Annotated in this window: 19 protein-coding genes and 1 riboswitch; of the genes, 5 read left to right on the plus strand and 14 right to left on the minus strand. The window is 63.7% G+C overall.

The window, feature by feature from the left end; all coding sequences use genetic code 11:
- Positions 1 to 139: 139 nt before the first annotated feature.
- A complete protein-coding gene (locus tag IVB05_RS02205) occupies positions 140 to 1882 on the minus strand; it encodes an amidohydrolase family protein (protein WP_247782813.1) in 1743 nt (580 codons plus the stop codon).
- 98 nt (positions 1883 to 1980) lie between these two features.
- Positions 1981 to 3195 (minus strand): MFS transporter, encoded by a 1215-nt coding sequence (locus IVB05_RS02210; RefSeq protein WP_247782814.1) that lies wholly within the window; start codon positions 3193 to 3195, stop codon positions 1981 to 1983.
- Between the two features lie 177 nt (positions 3196 to 3372).
- Here IVB05_RS02210 and IVB05_RS02215 point away from each other — a divergent pair, with 177 nt between their 5' ends.
- Complete coding sequence (locus tag IVB05_RS02215; protein ID WP_247782815.1) at positions 3373 to 4620, plus strand: ATP-grasp domain-containing protein; 1248 nt, start codon at positions 3373 to 3375, stop codon at positions 4618 to 4620.
- Positions 4621 to 4730: 110 nt separating this feature from the next.
- Here IVB05_RS02215 and IVB05_RS02220 read toward each other — a convergent pair whose 3' ends face one another.
- On the minus strand, positions 4731 to 4886 hold the full coding sequence (locus tag IVB05_RS02220; RefSeq protein WP_247782816.1) for a hypothetical protein: 156 nt from the start codon (positions 4884 to 4886) through the stop codon (positions 4731 to 4733).
- Between the two features lie 167 nt (positions 4887 to 5053).
- On the opposite strand from IVB05_RS02220, the gene IVB05_RS02225 reads away from it, so the two are divergent.
- Positions 5054 to 5296: a hypothetical protein gene (locus IVB05_RS02225; protein ID WP_247782817.1), complete on the plus strand. Its 243-nt coding sequence runs from the start codon at positions 5054 to 5056 to the stop codon at positions 5294 to 5296.
- 118 nt (positions 5297 to 5414) lie between these two features.
- Here IVB05_RS02225 and IVB05_RS02230 read toward each other — a convergent pair whose 3' ends face one another.
- The 4 genes from IVB05_RS02230 to IVB05_RS02245 form a co-directional block, all read right to left on the minus strand.
- Complete coding sequence (locus IVB05_RS02230; RefSeq protein WP_247782818.1) at positions 5415 to 5705, minus strand: hypothetical protein; 291 nt, start codon at positions 5703 to 5705, stop codon at positions 5415 to 5417.
- 6 nt (positions 5706 to 5711) lie between these two features.
- On the minus strand, positions 5712 to 5951 hold the full coding sequence (locus tag IVB05_RS02235) for a transcriptional regulator (protein ID WP_247782819.1): 240 nt from the start codon (positions 5949 to 5951) through the stop codon (positions 5712 to 5714).
- Positions 5952 to 6065: 114 nt separating this feature from the next.
- Positions 6066 to 7070 (minus strand): hypothetical protein, encoded by a 1005-nt coding sequence (locus tag IVB05_RS02240; protein ID WP_247782820.1) that lies wholly within the window; start codon positions 7068 to 7070, stop codon positions 6066 to 6068.
- Positions 7071 to 7197: 127 nt separating this feature from the next.
- Complete coding sequence (locus IVB05_RS02245) at positions 7198 to 9474, minus strand: TonB-dependent receptor (RefSeq protein WP_247782821.1); 2277 nt, start codon at positions 9472 to 9474, stop codon at positions 7198 to 7200.
- A 112-nt stretch (positions 9475 to 9586) separates the two neighbouring features.
- Positions 9587 to 9786: riboswitch (cobalamin riboswitch) on the minus strand.
- 146 nt (positions 9787 to 9932) lie between these two features.
- On the opposite strand from IVB05_RS02245, the gene IVB05_RS02250 reads away from it, so the two are divergent.
- The 3 genes from IVB05_RS02250 to IVB05_RS02260 are packed head-to-tail and all read left to right on the plus strand — an operon-like array spanning position 9933 to position 12591.
- The gene (locus IVB05_RS02250; protein ID WP_247782822.1) at positions 9933 to 10976 is read left to right on the plus strand and encodes an iron ABC transporter permease; all 1044 of its coding nucleotides are present in this window, start codon (positions 9933 to 9935) and stop codon (positions 10974 to 10976) included.
- Positions 10973 to 11755, plus strand: a complete 783-nt coding sequence (locus tag IVB05_RS02255; RefSeq protein ID WP_247782823.1) for an ABC transporter ATP-binding protein — start codon at positions 10973 to 10975, stop codon at positions 11753 to 11755. The genes IVB05_RS02250 and IVB05_RS02255 overlap by 4 nt, the downstream gene beginning before the upstream one ends.
- Complete coding sequence (locus IVB05_RS02260; protein WP_247782824.1) at positions 11755 to 12591, plus strand: ABC transporter substrate-binding protein; 837 nt, start codon at positions 11755 to 11757, stop codon at positions 12589 to 12591. Before IVB05_RS02255 ends, IVB05_RS02260 begins: the two co-directional genes overlap by 1 nt.
- A gap of 89 nt (positions 12592 to 12680) precedes the next feature.
- Here IVB05_RS02260 and IVB05_RS02265 read toward each other — a convergent pair whose 3' ends face one another.
- The 7 genes from IVB05_RS02265 to soxY all read right to left on the minus strand — a co-directional run bounded on the left by IVB05_RS02265 (position 12681) and on the right by soxY (position 18211).
- On the minus strand, positions 12681 to 13721 hold the full coding sequence (locus IVB05_RS02265; protein ID WP_247782825.1) for an MBL fold metallo-hydrolase: 1041 nt from the start codon (positions 13719 to 13721) through the stop codon (positions 12681 to 12683).
- A gap of 135 nt (positions 13722 to 13856) precedes the next feature.
- Complete coding sequence (locus IVB05_RS02270; protein WP_247782826.1) at positions 13857 to 14318, minus strand: hypothetical protein; 462 nt, start codon at positions 14316 to 14318, stop codon at positions 13857 to 13859.
- Positions 14315 to 16069 (minus strand): thiosulfohydrolase SoxB, encoded by a 1755-nt coding sequence (gene soxB, locus IVB05_RS02275; RefSeq protein WP_247782827.1) that lies wholly within the window; start codon positions 16067 to 16069, stop codon positions 14315 to 14317. Before soxB ends, IVB05_RS02270 begins: the two co-directional genes overlap by 4 nt.
- An 83-nt stretch (positions 16070 to 16152) precedes the next feature.
- A complete protein-coding gene (locus IVB05_RS02280; protein WP_247782828.1) occupies positions 16153 to 16470 on the minus strand; it encodes a hypothetical protein in 318 nt (105 codons plus the stop codon).
- Positions 16467 to 17333: a sulfur oxidation c-type cytochrome SoxA gene (gene soxA / locus IVB05_RS02285; protein WP_247782829.1), complete on the minus strand. Its 867-nt coding sequence runs from the start codon at positions 17331 to 17333 to the stop codon at positions 16467 to 16469. The genes IVB05_RS02280 and soxA overlap by 4 nt, the downstream gene beginning before the upstream one ends.
- A complete protein-coding gene (gene soxZ / locus IVB05_RS02290) occupies positions 17330 to 17641 on the minus strand; it encodes a thiosulfate oxidation carrier complex protein SoxZ (RefSeq protein ID WP_247782830.1) in 312 nt (103 codons plus the stop codon). The genes soxA and soxZ overlap by 4 nt, the downstream gene beginning before the upstream one ends.
- Before the next feature lie 81 nt (positions 17642 to 17722).
- On the minus strand, positions 17723 to 18211 hold the full coding sequence (soxY, locus tag IVB05_RS02295; protein WP_247782831.1) for a thiosulfate oxidation carrier protein SoxY: 489 nt from the start codon (positions 18209 to 18211) through the stop codon (positions 17723 to 17725).
- Between the last annotated feature and the right edge of the window lie 3 nt (positions 18212 to 18214).

Below are 18214 nucleotides of genomic sequence, written 5' to 3' on the forward strand. Positions count from 1 at the left end.
TGCTTTCGCAGGGACGACACCGCAATCGTTGAACCAGCCCCGTAGCCCGGATGGAGCGAAGCGCAATCCGGGGCGGGTTGATCCGCCTGCGAGATTCCCGGGTTACGCTTCGCTCCCCCGGGCTACGCTCACACGGCCCCTAACTCGCCGCCGCGTCGAACTGCGGTCTTGAGCCCTGCGCGCCGCGTACCAGTTTGCCCGGGCGCGCGCCGGTGGCCTTGCCGCCGCGCTGCGTCACCACGCCGGAGACGATGGTGGCCTCATAGCCGTCGACCTGCTGCATCAGGCGGCGGCCGCCGACGGGGAGGTCGTAATGTACCTTCGGCGGATGCAGATGCAGTCGGTCGTAATCGATCACGTTGACGTCGGCCTTGAAGCCCGGCGCGATCACGCCGCGATCGTAGAGGCCGACCGAGAGTGCGGTCTTGCGCGATTGCGCCGCCACCACGAACGGGATCGAAAGTTTTTCGCCGCGGGTGCGGTCGCGGGTCCAGTGCGTCAGGAGATAGGTCGGGAAGCTGGCGTCGCAGATGATGCCGCAATGCGCGCCGCCATCGGAGAGCCCCGGCACTGAATTCGGATCACGCAGCATCTCGCGCGTTGCATCGAGATTGCCATCGGCATAGTTGAGGAACGGCACATAGAGCATGCCGCGGCCTTCGTCGGTGAGCATTGCATCATAGGCGAGTTCTTCCGCCTGTTTGCCCTGGCGCTTCGCTTGGGCGCCCAGCGTATTTTCCGGCGGCTGTTCGTAATCCGGGGGATTGCCGAGCAGATACATCTTGTCGTAGTTCGGCCGGAAGAACAGCGGGTCGTCGGTCGCGGTCGCGTGCTCGCTCAGGATGGCCTTGCGCACTTCCGCCTGGCGCAGGCGCGCGAGCCGCTCGGCGAGCGGCAGATGCGCGATCGCCTGGTAGCTCGGATGGGTCTGGAACGGGTTGCGCGATAATTCCAGCCCGAGCATCAGTCCGACCGGGCGGGCGGCGATCTGCGCGGTGATCGACAGGCCGCGCGCGGAAGCGTCCCTGATCGTGTCGAACGTCTCGCGCCAGCGCTGCGGCGCCTTGTCGTTCTGCGTGATCGAGAACGAGACCGGGATTTTGGTGTTCTCCGCTACCCGCAGCATCATCGGCAGGTCTTCGTCGATGCCGGAGAGATCGAGCACGAACTGAAAGACGCTGCGGCCTTGCGCATGCATCGCAGCCGCAATCGCGGTCAGTTCATCCTCGCCAGCTTTTAGAGTGGGCGTAAAATCGCCGGTCGAGGTGCGGTGGTTCAGCGTGCGCGACGTCGAAAAGCCGAGCGCGCCTGATCGCACCGCATCCGCAGCCAAAGCCGCCATCGCCTTGTTGTCTTCTGATGTCGACGGATCGCGGCGGGCGCCGCGCTCGCCCATCACGTAAACGCGCAAGGCCGCGTGCGGCAGTTGCGCGCCGATATCCATGTCAAAGCTTCGCTTCGACAGCCACTCCATGTAGTCCGGAAAGCTTTCCCAGGCCCAGGGAATGCCGGCGCTCAGCACTGGCTCCGGGATGTCCTCGACGCCTTCCATCAACTGGATCAGCTTGAAATGGTCGGCAGGACGGCATGGCGCGAAGCCGACGCCGCAATTGCCCATGATCGCTGTCGTGACGCCGTTCTGCGAGGAGGGCGTGATGTCCTGGCTCCAGGTGACCTGACCGTCATAATGGGTGTGGACGTCGACAAAGCCCGGCGTGACCAGTTTGCCCCTGGCGTCGATCTCTTCCTTGCCCTTCGCTGCAACCTTGCCGACTTCGGTGATGCGGCCGCTGGAGATGGCCACATCAGCTTCGAACAATTCGCCACCCTTGCCATCGGCAACGGTGCCGCCGCGGATCACGAGGTCGGGGGTCGAGGTCATGGCTTCCATCCCGGTTCTGGTTTTATTGGCGCATCATCCAGCGTCCCCCCGCACAGTCAACCGCCGGGGATGAGGCTCAGGAATGCATCGGCTGGTAGTTACGTCCTGGCGGGTTCCGCCGGCTTGCGGTCGGTCACCATCGCCAGCAGGACCGTGAGGACCATGAAGGCAACGGACGCGCCGAACACCCAATGCGGCAGGCTCTGGTCCATGATCCAGCCAAACAATAGCGGGCTGAGGATGCCGCTGAAATTGAAGCCGGTGGAGACGATGCCGAACGCGCGGCCCGCTGCACCTGCCGGTGCGGCGTTGCGGACCAGCATGTCGCGCGAGGGCGCGATGACGCCGCCGAGGAATCCGGCCAGCCCCATCGCGGCGGTCAGCACGACCGGCGGCAGGTTGATCGTCGCAATGACCGTGATGATGACGGCGTTGATCGCAAAGCACGCGGCGGCGACATTGCCGTGCCGCTTGGTGCGGTCCGCGAGATAGCCGCCGGCCAGCACGCCGGCAGCACTTGCGCCGAGAAAGGCGGTCAGCGCGATATTGGCGGCCGAGAATGTCACGCCATAGCCGCTCATCAGCGCGACGACGCCGAAATTGCTGATGCCGGCATTGGACAGGCCGAGCAGCATGAAGAAGATCGTCAGCACGATGATGGCCGGCGTCACGATGCTCTGCTGCGGCGCCGACGCGCCATCGGCGTTGCGATCGGCCGAGCTCGCATCGGGAATTCTGACCGCGATCAATAGCAGCGCCACGACAGGGCCGACGGCGCCCGCCACGATCAGCGCGCCGAGCCCGCCGATAGTCGCCACCAGCGCGGCCATGATCGCCGGCGCCACCGCGCCGCCGAGAAAGCCTGCAAAGGTGTGGATCGAGAACGCCCGGCCCATCCGCGCTTCATCCATATGCGTCGACAGGATCGCATAGTCGCACGGGTGATAGACGCTGTTGGCAAGGCCGAGCAGCGCGGCGCTGATGACCAGCGAAACGTAACTCAGATGCAGGCCGAGCATGATCAGCGCCAAGCCGCCGACGGTGAGCCCGATCAGCAGGACTTTTCGCGCGCCGATATGGTCGGCGAGATAGCCGATCGGCGCCTGCGTCAGGCCGGAGACGACGCCGAATACGGTCAGCGCGAAACCGAGCTCGATATAGCCGACGCCGAGCTGCTCTTTAAGGAACGGAAACAGCATCGGCAGCACGAAGAGATGAAAATGGCTGACCCAATGGGCGACCGAAATCGCAGCGAGCGTACGCAGCGAAGTGTCCGCTTTGGCGTGTTGCGGTGCGGCCAGAATGTCGACCATGTCAGCTCAAAATCCCGTAGTTTTTTACGGCCCGGCAGGGCGCGGGTGAAAATATAGGCCAGCCGTTATTTGTCCATGAATAGCGCTGCATGGCTGCCCCTGCGGAGGGCAGGGCCGCTAAGAAATGCGTCATTAAATCAGGAAGACAAAGGTGCGCCGACACGGCAATGATCGGACATGCCTGATCCCGCAAAATCGCTCCGCGTGCTCGTTTCCGAGGGTTCCAGCACCTCGGCCCGTGAGGCGATTACGATTCTGGGACTTTCGGGCCATCACGTCGAAGTCTGCGATCCCTCGCTTTGGTGCCTTTCGCGGTTCTCGGGCTTGGTCCGAAAATTTCACCGCTGCCCCGGACTGCGGGATGATCCCGCCGGTTATCTGGCCTTCATCGAGCAGCGATTGGCTGAGGGCAAATTCGATGTGCTGCTGCCGACGCATGAGCAGGGATTTTTGTTTGCCCGGGCGAAGCAGCGCATCGACGGCCGCGCCGGTCTCGCGCTGCCGAGTTTTGCGAGTTACCGCACCGCGCACAGCAAGGCAGGCTTCAGCCGGTTGCTCGATCGCTTGGAACTGCCGCAGCCGCCGACGGGCATCGTGACATCGGCTCAGCAATTGTGTGAAGCCATCCGATTTCCCGCCGTCGTCAAGACTTCGGTCGGCACCGCGAGCCGCGGCATCTGGTTCATACGCCGTGACGATGATCTCGAAAGCGCACTGCACGATCTCGGCGGCGGTACATTCGCCGATGAGGTCTTGGTACAAGACCTTATTGCAGGCACGACCGAGAAGGCGCAGTCGGTGTTTTGCCGCGGCCAGATGATCGGCTTTCATGCCTACCGGCAGGTTGCCGCGGGGGTTGGCGGCGGCGAGGCGATCAAGCAGAGCGTGAGGCGATCAGTCGTTCGGGCTCATCTCGAAAAGGTCGGACAAGCGCTCGATTGGCACGGTGCGCTGTCGATCGACTACATCATGCCTGATGATGGTGGCGCGCCTTTGCTGATCGATTGCAATCCGCGCCTGGTCGAGCCAATGAACGCATATCGCTCCGGCGTCGATCTGGTCGGGCTGCTGCTTCTGATCTCGCTGGGCGAGACGCCGGCAGTGTTGCCCGAGGGACGTGAGGGCGTGCTCACGCATCTGGCGATGCAGGCGCTGCTCGGATGTGGAGCGCGCGGCGGGACGCGACGCGATATTGCCAGGGAATGCGTGCTCCTGTTTGCGAACAGCGGGCCTTATGCCGGCAGCACCGAGGAACTCACGCCGGTGCGGTCGGACTGGATCAGCGCCGTGCCGCTTGCGGTGACGTCGGCATTGCTGCTGGCATCGCCGAAGTCAGCGATCAAAATCGCACGCGGAGGATTTGGTGCGCATCTGCTCGATCTTGCGAGTATTCGGATTATTGAAGGCGAGGGGTTTGGCGAGTGACGCGTAGGGTGGGCAAAGGCGCGCTTCGCGCCGTGCCCACCATCTATCCAAGACCGTTTTCTCGAATGGTGGGCACGCTTCGCCTTGCCCACCCTACGAAGTGCCAACCGCTACAACGGTTCATCGTCATTACCCGTGCGGTCGCGCTTCGGCGTGGCGATGTCGCCGTCCTCGTAATCATCGTCCTCGACCGGCGCGCGTTCCGGCTTTTTCGGCTTGTCGTCCGCCGGCTTCGGAGGCTCGTTCTTCCTGCCAGTTCCGCCCATCTGATGCCTTTTTCGTCGGATGAATCGACGTTGCTCTGCATGCCGATTCGGAGTATCGGCATGATCTCAATCCGATCGCGTTGGGCCGGCATGTTAGCGCCGGCCACAAGAACTTTCCTGCCCTTTTTGCGGCGTTCAGTCCAAAAGGGCCTTCACACGGAGCCAGCATGAAGAAGCCCCGCCTTGCGGCGGAAGAACCGCAGCCGCGCAAAACCATCCGCGCCGACAAGGCGCCAACCACCGGTTACTCGCTGGTGGTGGACGGTCATTTCAAATCACATCACGACACGGTCGAGGCTGCCGAAGAGGCGGGCATGGCCCTGAAGAACCGGTTTCAGATGCTTCAGGTTCAGGTCTACGATGCCGAGAACAAGACGCGTTCAATGATCGATTGGCCGGGGCCGGCGTAACGCTGCGGATATCCGACTTTACTTCTCGTCACGGCCGGGCGGAAGCGCGAAGACGCGCTTCACGCTTCTGTCCGCGCATGATGAGACACCTGTAAGAGTCCTACCTAAGAGTCCTGCCTCAGGTTCGCCGTCCGCCGTTCTGCTGGCTCGCCAGCCAGTCGGACAGGGCCACCGGCTTCTCGTTCGATCGCTTGGCGCCGGCGGGCGCCTTCCTTGCGGCCTTCGCGGCGGGAGCACGTTGCGGCTCGGCTGCCTCGCGCGCAAGCCGCAACGCCTTCAGCTTCGCCATATTGTCGAGCACAGCCTTGGCGCTGGCGTCGCGTTCGGCCTTGCCGGATCTCGCGTCCTGGGCCGCCCTTGCCACCTTGTCGGCGCGGGCCTGGGCGCGATCACGATCTTCTTTCGTCATTTCAGGTCAGCCTCTTTTCGCGGCCTTGGTCTTGGCCTTGCTTTTGACCACAGGTTCCGGCGGGTTTTCACGGTCGGCCGCTTCCTTTGCCAGACGCAGCGCACGCAATTTCTCGGTCCGCTTTCGGATCGCGACGTCAGCGGCCGCGATTTCGGCCATTGCCTTGATGCCTTCGACTTCCTGGGCGCGCTTGCGATTCAGCCTGATTTCTTTCAGTTCCGCGGCGCTCTTCGGCTCATCGTTCATGTCATACCTCTGAAATCACGACAGATATCGTCGAGCGGTTTTGGGGCGGTTTACCACGGATCGGGGCGCAGAGGACGTTATTTTCGGTCGAAAAAGGCGCACTTTCTTGTCAAATCAGCCATTTTGATGAGGGGCCGCCTCATCGTCGCTTTCGTCGGAATTCGCCGAATCGAAGCTGGCAAGCCAGGCGCCGAGCGCCGATGACGCATGTCCCTGCGACTTCATCTGCCGCAACGCAATGCGGATGCCGATCCGGCCGTGGCGGTCACTGGCCACCGCCGTGGGCGGCTCGCCGGCAAGCACCGCATCGACCACGCGCCGTTTGGTCGCAAGTGCCGCGGGATCGCCGCACGCGGCCATCATCCGCTGGAAGGCATGATGGTACGTGGCGTCGAACGGCCGGGCCTCCCCCAGGCCGTTCCGCGCCGGATGCGGCGGATGGAGATGCGCGCAGGGGATCCATCCCTGAGGCACCGGTTCGGTGGCGGGATGGGTGCGGCCGCTTTTCAATAGCCGCGGCAGCACATGGGTGTGGGGACCCTCCGGGCTCTTGCCTGACGGCGGCGGGATCGGCTGATAGACCTCGATGCGGCCGAGCCGGCTGATGAAGACGCGGTGCGGATTGGCCGCGAGGATCATGCCCATGGCAGGGTTGCCGGGCTCGAACACGGCGCGGCCGACATGGTCGCGCAGCCGCCTGGCGAGATTGCGATCGCCGATACGCACGCAGAAATCCGCCTGCAGCGCGCTGAAACCGAGATCGAACAAAACCGAATCCCGATCTTCCTCCCGCGGTGCCTGATGATCGGGGCCGATCTCGGTCAGCGCGACGCGCTGGTTCATGGCGCAATCATGCGCCGGCAGGCATAGCGCGACCCTTTGATTCCAGCCGGTTTTGGTGATGCCTTCCGATGCGAAGGCGCGGATAGCAGCATGCGGTTTGAGGACAATGCCGCCACGCGCCGTCACGGCCGAAACGGCTTCGGCCGACTGGACGAGGCGCACCGGCTCGTCATGGTCGCGCGAAAATTCGGCGATGGCGCCGAAGGTGCCGAGGCTCCATTGCGTATCGGGATTGGCTATTTCCCGCTGCAAAAGATCGATGGCTGCGGCGCTCATCGCCGCCTGCGGAACGGAAACGGTTCAGGCATCAAAGGACATTCTCCCGGGCAATGCCGAAGGAGAATACCGTCTCGTCAGGTCAGGGCAAGCCGGTCCGGCAGCGGAGCCGAACCGGCTGCTGCGGTCAGAACGTCGCGCCGACCTTCACCATGTAGGTCCTTCCGGGCAGCGGATAGGCCGAGAAGCGGCCCGGCGTAAATGAGCTTGCGATCGCGTAGTCATAGTACTGCGCATCGAACAGGTTGTTCACGCTCAGCGACCAGAAGAAGTGTTCGTAAGCGCCGCTCAGTTTCAAATCGACGGTGGCGTCGGCCGGGATCCGGCGCTGGGTATTCGCCTGGTCGTTGTCCATGATGCGTTCGCTCCAGGCGCGCAGCGTGGCGTCGAACACCAGATAGTTCTGCCAGATATTCCAGGTCACGCCGCCCATGGCTGTGTAGCGGGAAACCAGTGGCACGTCGTTGCCGGCGAACGGCCCTTCGCGGAAGACAGCACGCGTGTAGGCCGCGCCCGCCCGCAGCGACAGGTTGTCGCTGACACGCAGCGACGCGCTGGTCTCGGAGCCGTAGCGGCGGGTTGGACCGAGGTTCACGTTGAAGAACAGCGCTGGGATGAAATGGATCTCGTTCTCGAGGTCCATACCGTAGATGCTCGATTGCATCTGGAACGCGCCGGCCTTGACGCGGAAGCCGCCTTCGATGTCGTGCGAGGTCTGGGTTTTCAGCTGAAAGGTCCCTGGAACGAAGAAGGGGCCGCTGGAGACGCGTTCATCGACGGTCGGAGTACGGAACGCGCGCGCGGCGCGGCCAAACACCGAGAATGTGTTGTTGAGCCGGTGCTCGAGCCCGACGTGCAAGGCGTACTGGGTCTCGTTGCTGTCCAGCGGGGAGGCTTGATCGCTGCAATTAAAGAACATGGCGCAACCGGGCGCGTTGGCGTCGAACCGATCCCGGGCGCTCAGGCTGGTGTTTTGAATCCTGGCGCCATAGGAGAAATCGGTCGTCGGCAACAGGCCTACCGTGTGCTGCCAGTAGCCGGCCAGCGTCTGCTGCGACAGGTCGTAGATGTGGGTCGGCGCAAGGCCCTTGAACGCCCCGCGGTCCTGGCGGAACGTCGCATCGTAATAATCGATACCGGTCAGGATCTGTGAGGGCACCCCGAGGATCGAGTTCTTGATGCTCAATCGTGGCGTGATCGACCAGGTCTGCAATGATGCGTCGTTATAGGTGGAGGAGAAGCTCGGAAATGGCGACGCAAACGGTATCGCGCCGAAGAATCCGCTTTGCGTTTTCTTATCTCTGACGCCGCCATCGACGATCAGTTCAGCGCCGTCCCACAGGGTCTTGGTGAATCCGGCGGTCGCGCTGGCGCCCTGCTGGTTGCCGTAATCGAACGGCGTATTTGTGCCCCTGCGATCGGTGACGAGTTGATTTAGCCCGATCGAGGGATCGACGGTGCGTCCGCCCGGAAAACCGAGCTTCTGGTCGTCGCCGGTCACCGTAAGGAAGGCCTTGAGGTCTGGTGTGGTGTAATTGAGATTGCCGACCCCATTGCGCTGATCGAGCGCGTTGTTGACCCTGTAACCGTCAGACTTGATGGCGTTGCCGTAGAATGACGTCGACCATGGTCCCGAATTCAGCGCCGTCGAGACCGAGGCCATACGCTGGTTGAAGGAGCCGACACCGGCCTCCGCGCGCATGGCGACCGGCGGGCCGCTGACGCCGTTCTTCAGGACGATATTGATGACACCGCCGACGGCATTGTCGCCGTAGAGCACCGCGCCGCTGTTGCCGCGCGTGATTTCGATACGCTCGATCGAATCGCGCGGAATGGTCGAGAGATCGACGCCGGCCATGTCGATGTCGTTGAGCCTTCGGCCGTTGATGAGCACCAGGGTATTTGAGGTGGCGAAAGCGCCGAAGCCGCGGAGGTCGACCGACGTCTTGGCGCCGTTGACGCCGCCATAGAGGCTGGTCAGCTGCACGCCAGGCGTTTGCGCGATGATTTCCTGCAACGTTTGGGCCGGCGAATGCGCGATCTCTTCGGCAGTAATAACGGTCGACGCCGTGCCGACGATGCCGGAGAACTGACGGCCGCCGCTGCCGCCCGCGCCTTGCGAAACGCTTTGCGATGCGACGTTCGAGCTGGCCCCTGCCGCGGGCCGCGTGCCGGTCGACGGCGCAGCCGCCGGTACGACGCGTCGCGAGGTTGATGGCTCATCGTAGGTCGGCTTGGCGCGGGTCCGGTTCGGGTCGGTGGGCGAGGTGATCTCGATCGGCGGCAATTGCTCGGATGGCGTCTGCTGTGCCTGCGCGCCGGAAATGCCGAGCGACGCGACAGGTATCAGGAAACTGGAGGCAAGCCAGTAGCGGCGCTGCCGCGTGGCGATGATGGAAGACATGGTTCAGGCCTCGGTATGACGTCAGTGGCACGTCACAGCGAACCAAGTCTCACCATGTGCTTTGAGCAGCTTAGGTGAAGCTAATGCCTGTACTCCCCGACCGACATCTTCGCGTGTGACCACGGCTGACGGCAGGTCTCCTGGCTCGCGGGTCGTCACCCTTCGTCGCCTTCCCAGGACCGAGATTCCCAGTGGCCTATGACGAAGGATTCGCCGCTTACAGTTGCGGGGGCAGCCGCGGAATTGGGGAGTTTCCCCGCACCGCATTCCCTTTTGATCCCCAAAACGGGAACCGTCAGGAACTATGGTAGAAGTTTGTCAAAGTTCGAGTCAATCCGCCTTGGGCGCGCTCGCGATGTCAACTGGACGAGTGCGCTATTTTTGCCGCATGAGCACTGCTGCCCGCTCCTTGCCTGAGCTCCTGTACCGGGGCGGGTAAAACTGCTTTAGGACGATCGATGAGTGTTGAGGCTGTAACCGTGACCAACGAGGATGCCGCGCGCCGGCGGATCGGCGCGACCGCGGCGCTTGCCGTTCTCGTTGTGCTGCTGGTGCTGATCTCGCTCGGCATTGGGCCGGTGCGGCTGTCGCCGCTTGCGGTGGCGGAAGCGCTGTTCGGCGGCGGCAGCGACGTGTCGCAGGTGATCGTGCGCGAAATCCGCCTGCCGCGGACGCTGCTGGCGCTGGCGATCGGCGCCATTCTCGGGCTGTCAGGTGCGTCGCTGCAGGGCCTGTTGCGCAATCCGCTGGCGTCGCCCTCGCTGTTCGGCGCCCCGCAATCGGCAGCGTTCGGCGCCGTGCTGGTGATCGCGCTGGGGCTGGCCGACGTGCGATCCTACGCATTGCCGGTCGCGGCGATCTGTGCGGCGTTCGTTTCGGTGTTCGTGCTGCTCTCGATCGCCGGCCGCAATGCGGGGCTTTTGATCCTCATTCTCTCCGGCTTGGCGATTTCGAGCTTTGCGGGTGCCGCCACCGCGCTGGTAATGAACCTCTCCAGCAACCCTTTCGTGGTGCTGGAGATCGCGTTCTGGCTGCTGGGGTCGCTGGAGGACCGCAGCTTTCAGCACGTTACGCTCGCGCTGCCGTTCATCATTGCCGGTGCGATCATGCTGTTCAGCCAGCGCCATGCGTTTCGCGCGCTGAGCCTGGGCGAGGAAACCGCGCAAAGCCTCGGCGTCGATGTCGGGCGTTTGCGGCTGTTCGTGATTTCGGGCGTCGCACTCGGCGTCGGCGGCGCGGTCGCCGTCACCGGCACCATCGGTTTCATCGGGCTCGTTGCACCACATCTGATGCGGCCGTTGATCGGCTACGACCCGGGGCGACTTTTGGTGCCGAGCGCGCTCGCAGGCTCCGCGCTGCTGCTCGCGGCCGACATCGCGGTGCGCATCATCCCTTCGACCTCCGATATCAAGGTCGGCGTGCTGACCTCGATCATCGGCGTGCCGTTCTTCCTCTATTTGATCATGCGCGAACGCCGCGCGCTCGGCGGAGGCGTCGCATGAGCGAAACGGCACTGCTGACCGCAAAGGGGCTCGGCGTGCGGCTCGCTGGCCGCGTCGTGCTGAAAGATGTTTCGCTGTCGCTGTCGCCGGGCCATCTGGTGGCGCTGGTCGGGCCGAACGGCGCCGGCAAGACCACGCTGCTACGGGCGCTGGCGGGATTGATCCCGTCCGAAGGCGAGATCGAGATCGGCGGCGTCGCATTGGCTTCGCTGCCGCTGCGCGAGCGCGCAAAACGCTTCGGCTATCTGCCGCAGGGGCATGTCGTGCACTGGCCGCTGCCGGCGCGGGATATCGTGGCACTCGGCCGCTATCCACATGGCGCCACCGATCCGGCGCGGCTGTCGCCAAGGGATGCGGAGGCGGTGCTGCGGGCGATGCAGGCGGTCGACGTGATCGAGTTCAGCGATCGCCGCGTCACCGAATTGTCCGGCGGCGAGCGCAGCCGCGTCGCGCTGGCCCGCGCGCTGGCGGTGGAGGCACCGGTCATCCTGGCCGACGAGCCGACTGCCTCGCTTGACCCGCGGCATCAGATCGACGTCATGAAGAATTTGCGCGCGACCGCCGACAAGGGCGTGCTCGTCATTGTCGTGACGCATGATCTGGGATTGGCGGCGCGGTTTGCCGACCATGTGCTGGTGCTGCGTGAAGGCCGCCTGGTGTCGCAGGGCGGGCCGGCGGCGGCGCTGTCCGAGCAGGTGATGGCTGACGTGTTCAGGATCTCGGCCTATCGCGCGGAATTCCAGCGCGAGGCCGTGATCGTGCCCTGGGCGGATATTTGATGCAACGCCGGCTGGCATTTCTGGTCGCGGTGCTTGCACTTGCGTTGCCGGGCAGCACTGCGCTCGCCGCCAATCTGCCGCGCCTGGTGTCGATGAATGTCTGCACCGACCAATTGCTGCTGACGCTGGCCGACCCCGAGCAGATTCTGGGATTGAGCCGGTTTTCGCGGGACGGCTGGCAATCGCAGGCCGGCGACATCAGCCGCTATCCGGTCTTGTCCGGAGGCGCCGAGGACGTGCTGCTCATCAGGCCCGACATCGTCGTCGCCAGCGCGTTCGACAAGCGTTCGACGCGGGAGCTGTTGAAGACCAAGGGGCTTCGCCTTGCCGAACTCGCCGTGCCGCGGACCCTCGACGAAGCGCGGCAGCAGATCCGCGAGGCCGGCGAGATCACCGGACATCCCGATCGCGCGGCGGCGGAAATCGCGCGGCTCGATGCGGCGCTGGCGCGCGCCCGCCGCGCGGTCTCGGAGCGGCATTATCGTGTGCTGCCGTTGTCGCGGCGCGGCTGGGTGGCGGGCAGCGACAGCTTTGTCGGTTCGCTGCTGGCCGAAACCGGGCTGCGCAGCACGGCCGGCGATCTCGGCTTCGCCTTTGGCGGGTTTGCCTCGCTGGAGGCGATCGTGAATCTGCGGCCGGACTTCATCGTGGTTTCGCAGGCCGGCGATACCGCGAGGGACGACGGCCAGGCATTTCTGTTGCATCCGGCGCTGGAGCGCTTCTATCCGCCGGAAAAGCGCATCGTGATTCCGGAGCGCATGACCGAATGCGGCGGCGTGCTGCTGGCGGATGCACTCGATGCGCTGACGGCGGAAGTGAAGCGGGTGGGAAAGTGAATTCGTAGCCCGGATGGAGCGAAGCGCAATCCGGGAATCTTTCGCGGCATCCCGGATTTCGCTTCGCGCCATCCGGGCTACGACGGCGACTACCCCATCACCACCGGCCCGCCGACCTTCTTCCACGCGTCGATACCGCCTTCGATATGCGCGGTGTTGGCCAGCCCCGCATTCTTCGCGGCCGTCACCGCCATCGCGGAGCGTTCGCCGAAGGCGCAGAAGAACACGACGCGGCGGCCGGTGGCGGCGGCGACTTCGCGCAGCATGCCGCCGGGCTTCAGGCTCTCGGCGATGCCGGGATAGGGCGCATGCAGCGCGCCCGAGATCGTGCCGTGCTTGGCGCGCTCGCTCACCTCCCGCAGATCGACCAGCAGGATATCGGGCCGGCCGAGGCTGTTGATCGCGTCACGGGCAGAGAGCGCGAGCCCCTGTTTGGCGAGATCCTCCTGATGCAGGCCGACATGCATGTTGGCGGGCACCGCCACGTCCATCATCTTCGGGTTCGGCAGCTTCAGATTGGCCATCAGCTCGATATATTCGTCGACCGAGCGCACTTGCAGCCGCGGATTGTAACGCCGCTCCTCGCCGATGGTGGAAACCGTGTCCCCCTTGTAGTCGTGGGCGGGGAACACCATGGTTTCATCAGGCAGTTTCAGCAGCCGGTTGAAGATCGATTCATATTGGGCGCGCGAAGAGCCGTTCTGAAAGTCAGTGCGGCCGGTGCCGCGGATCAACAGCGTATCGCCGGTGAAGACGCGGTCGCCCATCAAATAAGAGTAGGAATCGTCGGTGTGGCCGGGCGTGTACATGACGTCGAGGCTCAGCCCCTCGATCATCACCTTGTCGCCGTCGGAAACCCGCATCGACACCACGTCGGCCTTGCTTTGCTCGCCCATGATGGTGATGCACTGGGTGCGGTCGCGCAGTTCGCCGAGGCCGGTGACGTGATCGGCGTGTAGATGGGTGTCGACCGCTTTCACCAGCCGCAGATCGAGCTCGCGCAGAAGCTGGCAATAGCGGTCGGCCTTCTCCAGCACGGGGTCGAGGATCAACGCCTCGCCGCCGGCGCGGCTGGCCAGCAGGTAGCTGTAGGTGCCCGAAACGCTGTCGAAGAGCTGACGAAAGATCATGGCTACACGTCCGTATTAATTCGGATCGGATCAGGGGGCGGATGTAGCTCCAGCCCCTGCTACTGCAATTCCGTCAATTATACCACGCCTGACGTCACGATGGTGGCATCAGGCAGAACCAAAATCTCGCGTCCCTCATGGCCGAACGAGCGTATATCCGTTCTCGGTCAGGAAAAGAATTTGCGCCACGCCGACCTGCACCGGCGTCGCCGCTGATATGAACTCCGGCCGCTGGCCGGCCTCACGTTCGAGCGTATCGACGGTGTTGAGGCAGATGTCGAAACGCGCGCCTTGCGCCACCAGGCTCTCGACCATCTTGCGGTTGGGATTTTCAGGGCGCAGCAGCTCGATGCCGGGACCGAACGCCACGATCTCGATCGCGACCTTGTCGGGGTCGTAGAATTTCATCAAATTGCTGGCGACGCTGAGCACGAGCCCCTGCTTGCGCGGGTCGTTGTCGGAGAGCTGCAGCACGATTCTGTGCTCGGCAAACGGCTTGTCCTGCAGCGGCACCTGCTGGGCGTGGGCATCGGGCGCGGCGGCTGCGATCAGAAGCGCCGCGATCGTCGCGCGAATGATGGTCGAAAAGCCCGTCATCCCTGTCCCGCAATGCCCGGATTGTCCTCGACGCCTTTCAGCGTGACGCCAGGCAGCGCCCGGTTGGGCGGCTTGCCCGACTTCAAATGCCTGGCGACCACGTCCCAGACCGGCGCGCCGCTCTGCTCGTTGACCGAGGCCCAGCCCGCCACCTTGTAGCTCTTGCCGGCTTGCAGCGCATGACCGTTGTCGAGTTTGAGTTCGGAAATCCGCTTGCCCACGCTCTCGTTCGGACTGCAGGTGTAGGCGAGCCCGCCGACGCGGACCATGTCGCCGCCCTGCTGGTAATAGGGATCGGTGTTGAAGAGATTGTCGCAGATGTCTTCCAGCACATCCTTGATCTGGCTGCCGGTCATGGTCTGGACGTAGGTCTCCGGATAGGTGACGGCGGTCTGCGCCATCACGTCCTCCATCGTCAGCGGCTGGCCCGCCAGCGCGGTGGTGCCCCAGCGAAAACCCGGCGACAGCGCGATCTCGGCATTCAATTCGCCGCGAAGCGCGTCGCAGATCAGTTGATCCATCGTGCCGCTGAAATTGCCGCGGCGATAGAGCAGGCGGTCGGCGCTAGCGATCTTCTCGCTGAGCGCGGCCGCATGCGGCTCGCGGGTCTTGTCGATCAGCGCCTGCATCGCCGTATCGGGCTTCAGCAATTCCGAAAACACCGGCAGCAGCCGGTAGCGCACATTGCTGAGCTTGCCCTTGCCGATGTCGAGATCGAGCACCGCCAGAAACTTGCCGTTCGAGCCGGCATTGGTGACGAGCGTGACGCCCGCCGGATTGGTCACGGCGATCGGCTGCGGCACGGCGTCATGGGTATGGCCACCGAGAATGACGTCGATGCCGGTGACGCGGCTGGCGAGCTTGAGGTCGACGTCCATGCCGTTATGCGAGAGCAGGATGACGGCATCGACCTTGTCGTTGTTGCGGTGTCCATCGACGAGCTTTTGCAGCTCTTCATCGCGGATGCCGAATTTCCAGTCCGGCGTGAAGCGCTTCGGGTGCGCGATCGGCACATAAGGGAACGCCTGTCCGATTACGGCGATGCGATGCCCGCCGATCTCCTTGATGATGGACGGCTTGAAGACGCGGCCTGATGCCGGATCGAACGCCTTGGCGTCGTTGAAGGCGGCTTCCTCGGTAAGGAAGACGTTCTGCGCCAGGAATTCGCCCTTGAAGCGTTCGAGGTTGGCGCGCAGCGCCTTTTCGCCATAGGTGAATTCCCAATGGCCGGTCATCGCCTCGATGCCGAGCAGGTTGGCGGCATCGACCATGTCGGCGCCCTGCAGCGTGTTGGAAAGGCCGGTGCCCTGCCAGAGGTCGCCGCCGTCGAGCAGCAGCGCGCGCGAAGGTCCGACCTCGCTGCGCATCCGGTCGACCAATGTCTTCAGATGCGCAAACCCGCCGAGCTTGCCGAATCTCCCGGCGGCTTTTTCGAATTCAATGCAGGTGAAGGCATACGCATCAGCACTGTCGGGGCGGATGCCGAAGCGGTCGAGGAAAGCGCGTCCGACCAGATGCGGCGGATTGCCCCGCATCGAGCCGACGCCGAGATTGACGCTCGGCTCGCGGAAAAACACCGGCCGAAGCTGCGCATGGGTATCGGTGATGTGCAGGATGCGCGCATTGCCGAAGCGCTCGAGATCGTAAACGCCCGCGTTACTATCGGCAGCCTGCGCGCGGAGCCGCGGCAGGCCGCCCGTCAGGGTGGCGGCGCCCGCTAGCGTCAGGAAATCGCGGCGGCGGATGGTCATGCGGGTCTCCGCGCGTCGTAACGGCTCTTAATTGTTGAGCATGAACTTGGCGGAAAACCGGTTTCCACTTTCCGGATCATGCTCTAGCGAATTTCCATTTCCTTCCAGCGGGTCTTCTCGCTGGTGGCCTGGAAGATCGAAGCCTTGGCGAGGGCCTCGGCTTCCTTGGCCGATGCGGTGGCCTTGTCGAAATCGCCGGCATCGGCCGACTTCTTTGCCGCCGCCAGCGTCGCCGCCGTGGTAGTCCATTGGTTGCGTAGCTTGCCGGCTTCCTTGTTGGCGGTTTCAGCCGCGGCGTAGGCGGCCTTGAACTCGTCCTCGGAGCCTGCGGCGAGCGCGGACACGGCGCCTGCGGCCAGCAGCGCCAGAACCAATGCGGATTTGAGCATCTCGTTCCTCATGGCCGCGCTCCCGGACCCGAAATCGGCAGCCCGTTGCTGACATAGGACAAATAATACTCGACGTTGCGATACTCATCGTCCTGCGGGCTGAGCGGCACGCCGCGGATCTGGCTGTTGCAGGTGGTGAAGCGGCGGCTGGTGGTGCCCATGCCGCTCCATTCCGAGCGGTAGATCGGCATCGCGTTGACGATGCCAAGCGCGGGCGCCAGGATTTCGGCGCGGATGCGCTCGCCCGGGCTCTGCACATGGCAGGTGGCGCAGGAGAAGTTGAGCTGGCCGCGCCGCGTATAGAAATATTCCTTGCCGTTCTCGTAGGCCGCGAGCGCGCGGGGATCGTCCGGGATCTTGATGTCCATCGGCTTGCCGCGCGAGGTGAAGGCCATATAGGCGGTCAGCGCCGCCATTTCGTCCTTCACATAGGAATACGGCGGTTCGCCGTTGGCCTCGCGGCAGCGGTTCAAAGCCAGTTCAAGCGTGATGACCTTGCCTTCCTTCTCGTCGAAGTAAGGATAGTTCTGGCGGATGCCGATGCCCTTGTTTGGGAAGCAGTCTTCATAGCTCTTACCGTTCTTGAACGGCTTGGAGAACATTTCCTTGCCCATTTCGAGCGAGAACTCGTAAGGCGGGAATTGCTCCTTCTCCTGCCACTGCCGGTGCAGGTCCTCGTTCATCGAATAGGGGCCGTTGACGAAATCTTCGTACTTCACCTTGGGAAACTTGTCGGTGAAGAATTTCTGGAACGCCTTGGCGTCGGCGACGGGATCGATCTTGTCGGCGGCATCAGAGGGCAGGGTGCTCGCAAGCGTCAGCGCTGCGAGCGCAAGGGCTGCGGAAGCCAGATAGATCGCGGATCGCAGCTTCATTGGATCTTCGCCGTGGTGGTGTCGGTCGCGCCCTTGTTGTCGACCCAGCTGATCTTCAGCTCGTCGCCCTTCTTAGCCCCCTTGAAGGCGAACTTGACGTAGGGGTCCTTGGAAACGCCGCCGCCCCAATCGGCCGTGAACACGTTCTTGCCGTCATATTCAAAAGTCAGTTGCTGGATGAAATGCGGCGGAATGATCTCGCCCTTGGCGTCCTTGATGAAGCCGGAATCCATCGGATGCTGGATCAGCGCCTGCACCTCGGTGGTCTCGCCGCTCGAAGTAGCGCGCACGCGAATGGTCGATGCCATCTGAATTCTCCTCGCCTATTTTCTGGCGCATGATCTTGTCGGAAACGGTCGCCGTTTGTCCGGATCATGCGGCGCTGCCCGTTAGCCGCCGCAACCGCCGACGGTGACCTTGACTTCCTTGTTGGCGCTATAGAGCTTGCCGCCGGCTTCCACGACCACGATCACGTTGCTGGTTCTCGCCATCTTGATGCGGTTGGCAACGTTCGGAAGCGTGCCGGCCGGAATCTTGTAGGACGCCACCAGCGCGACCGGGTTCTCGCTGACCAGGAACGAGATCGAGGTCACGTCCGCCAGCGTCGTCGTTACCGATATCGGAACCACGGCGCCATTCTCCGCGATTTCGGGTGCGTCCATCTTGACCTTGTCCGAAGGCTCGGCCGTCTTGCCGTAGAGCGCCTTGATCGCATCGGCTTCGCTCTTGGCCTTGAATGCCTCTTCCGGATATTTGTCATTGGCCGCGGCCAGCGCCGGCGTCAGGCCAAACAGTGGATTGCCGAGGCCGACGATCGCGACCGCGCCTGCACCCTGCAGGATCAGCCGCCGCGTGGCCGAAAATCCGACGTCAGTCATGTC

The organism is Bradyrhizobium sp. 170 (assembly GCF_023101085.1).
Taxonomy (GTDB): Bacteria; Pseudomonadota; Alphaproteobacteria; order Rhizobiales; family Xanthobacteraceae; genus Bradyrhizobium.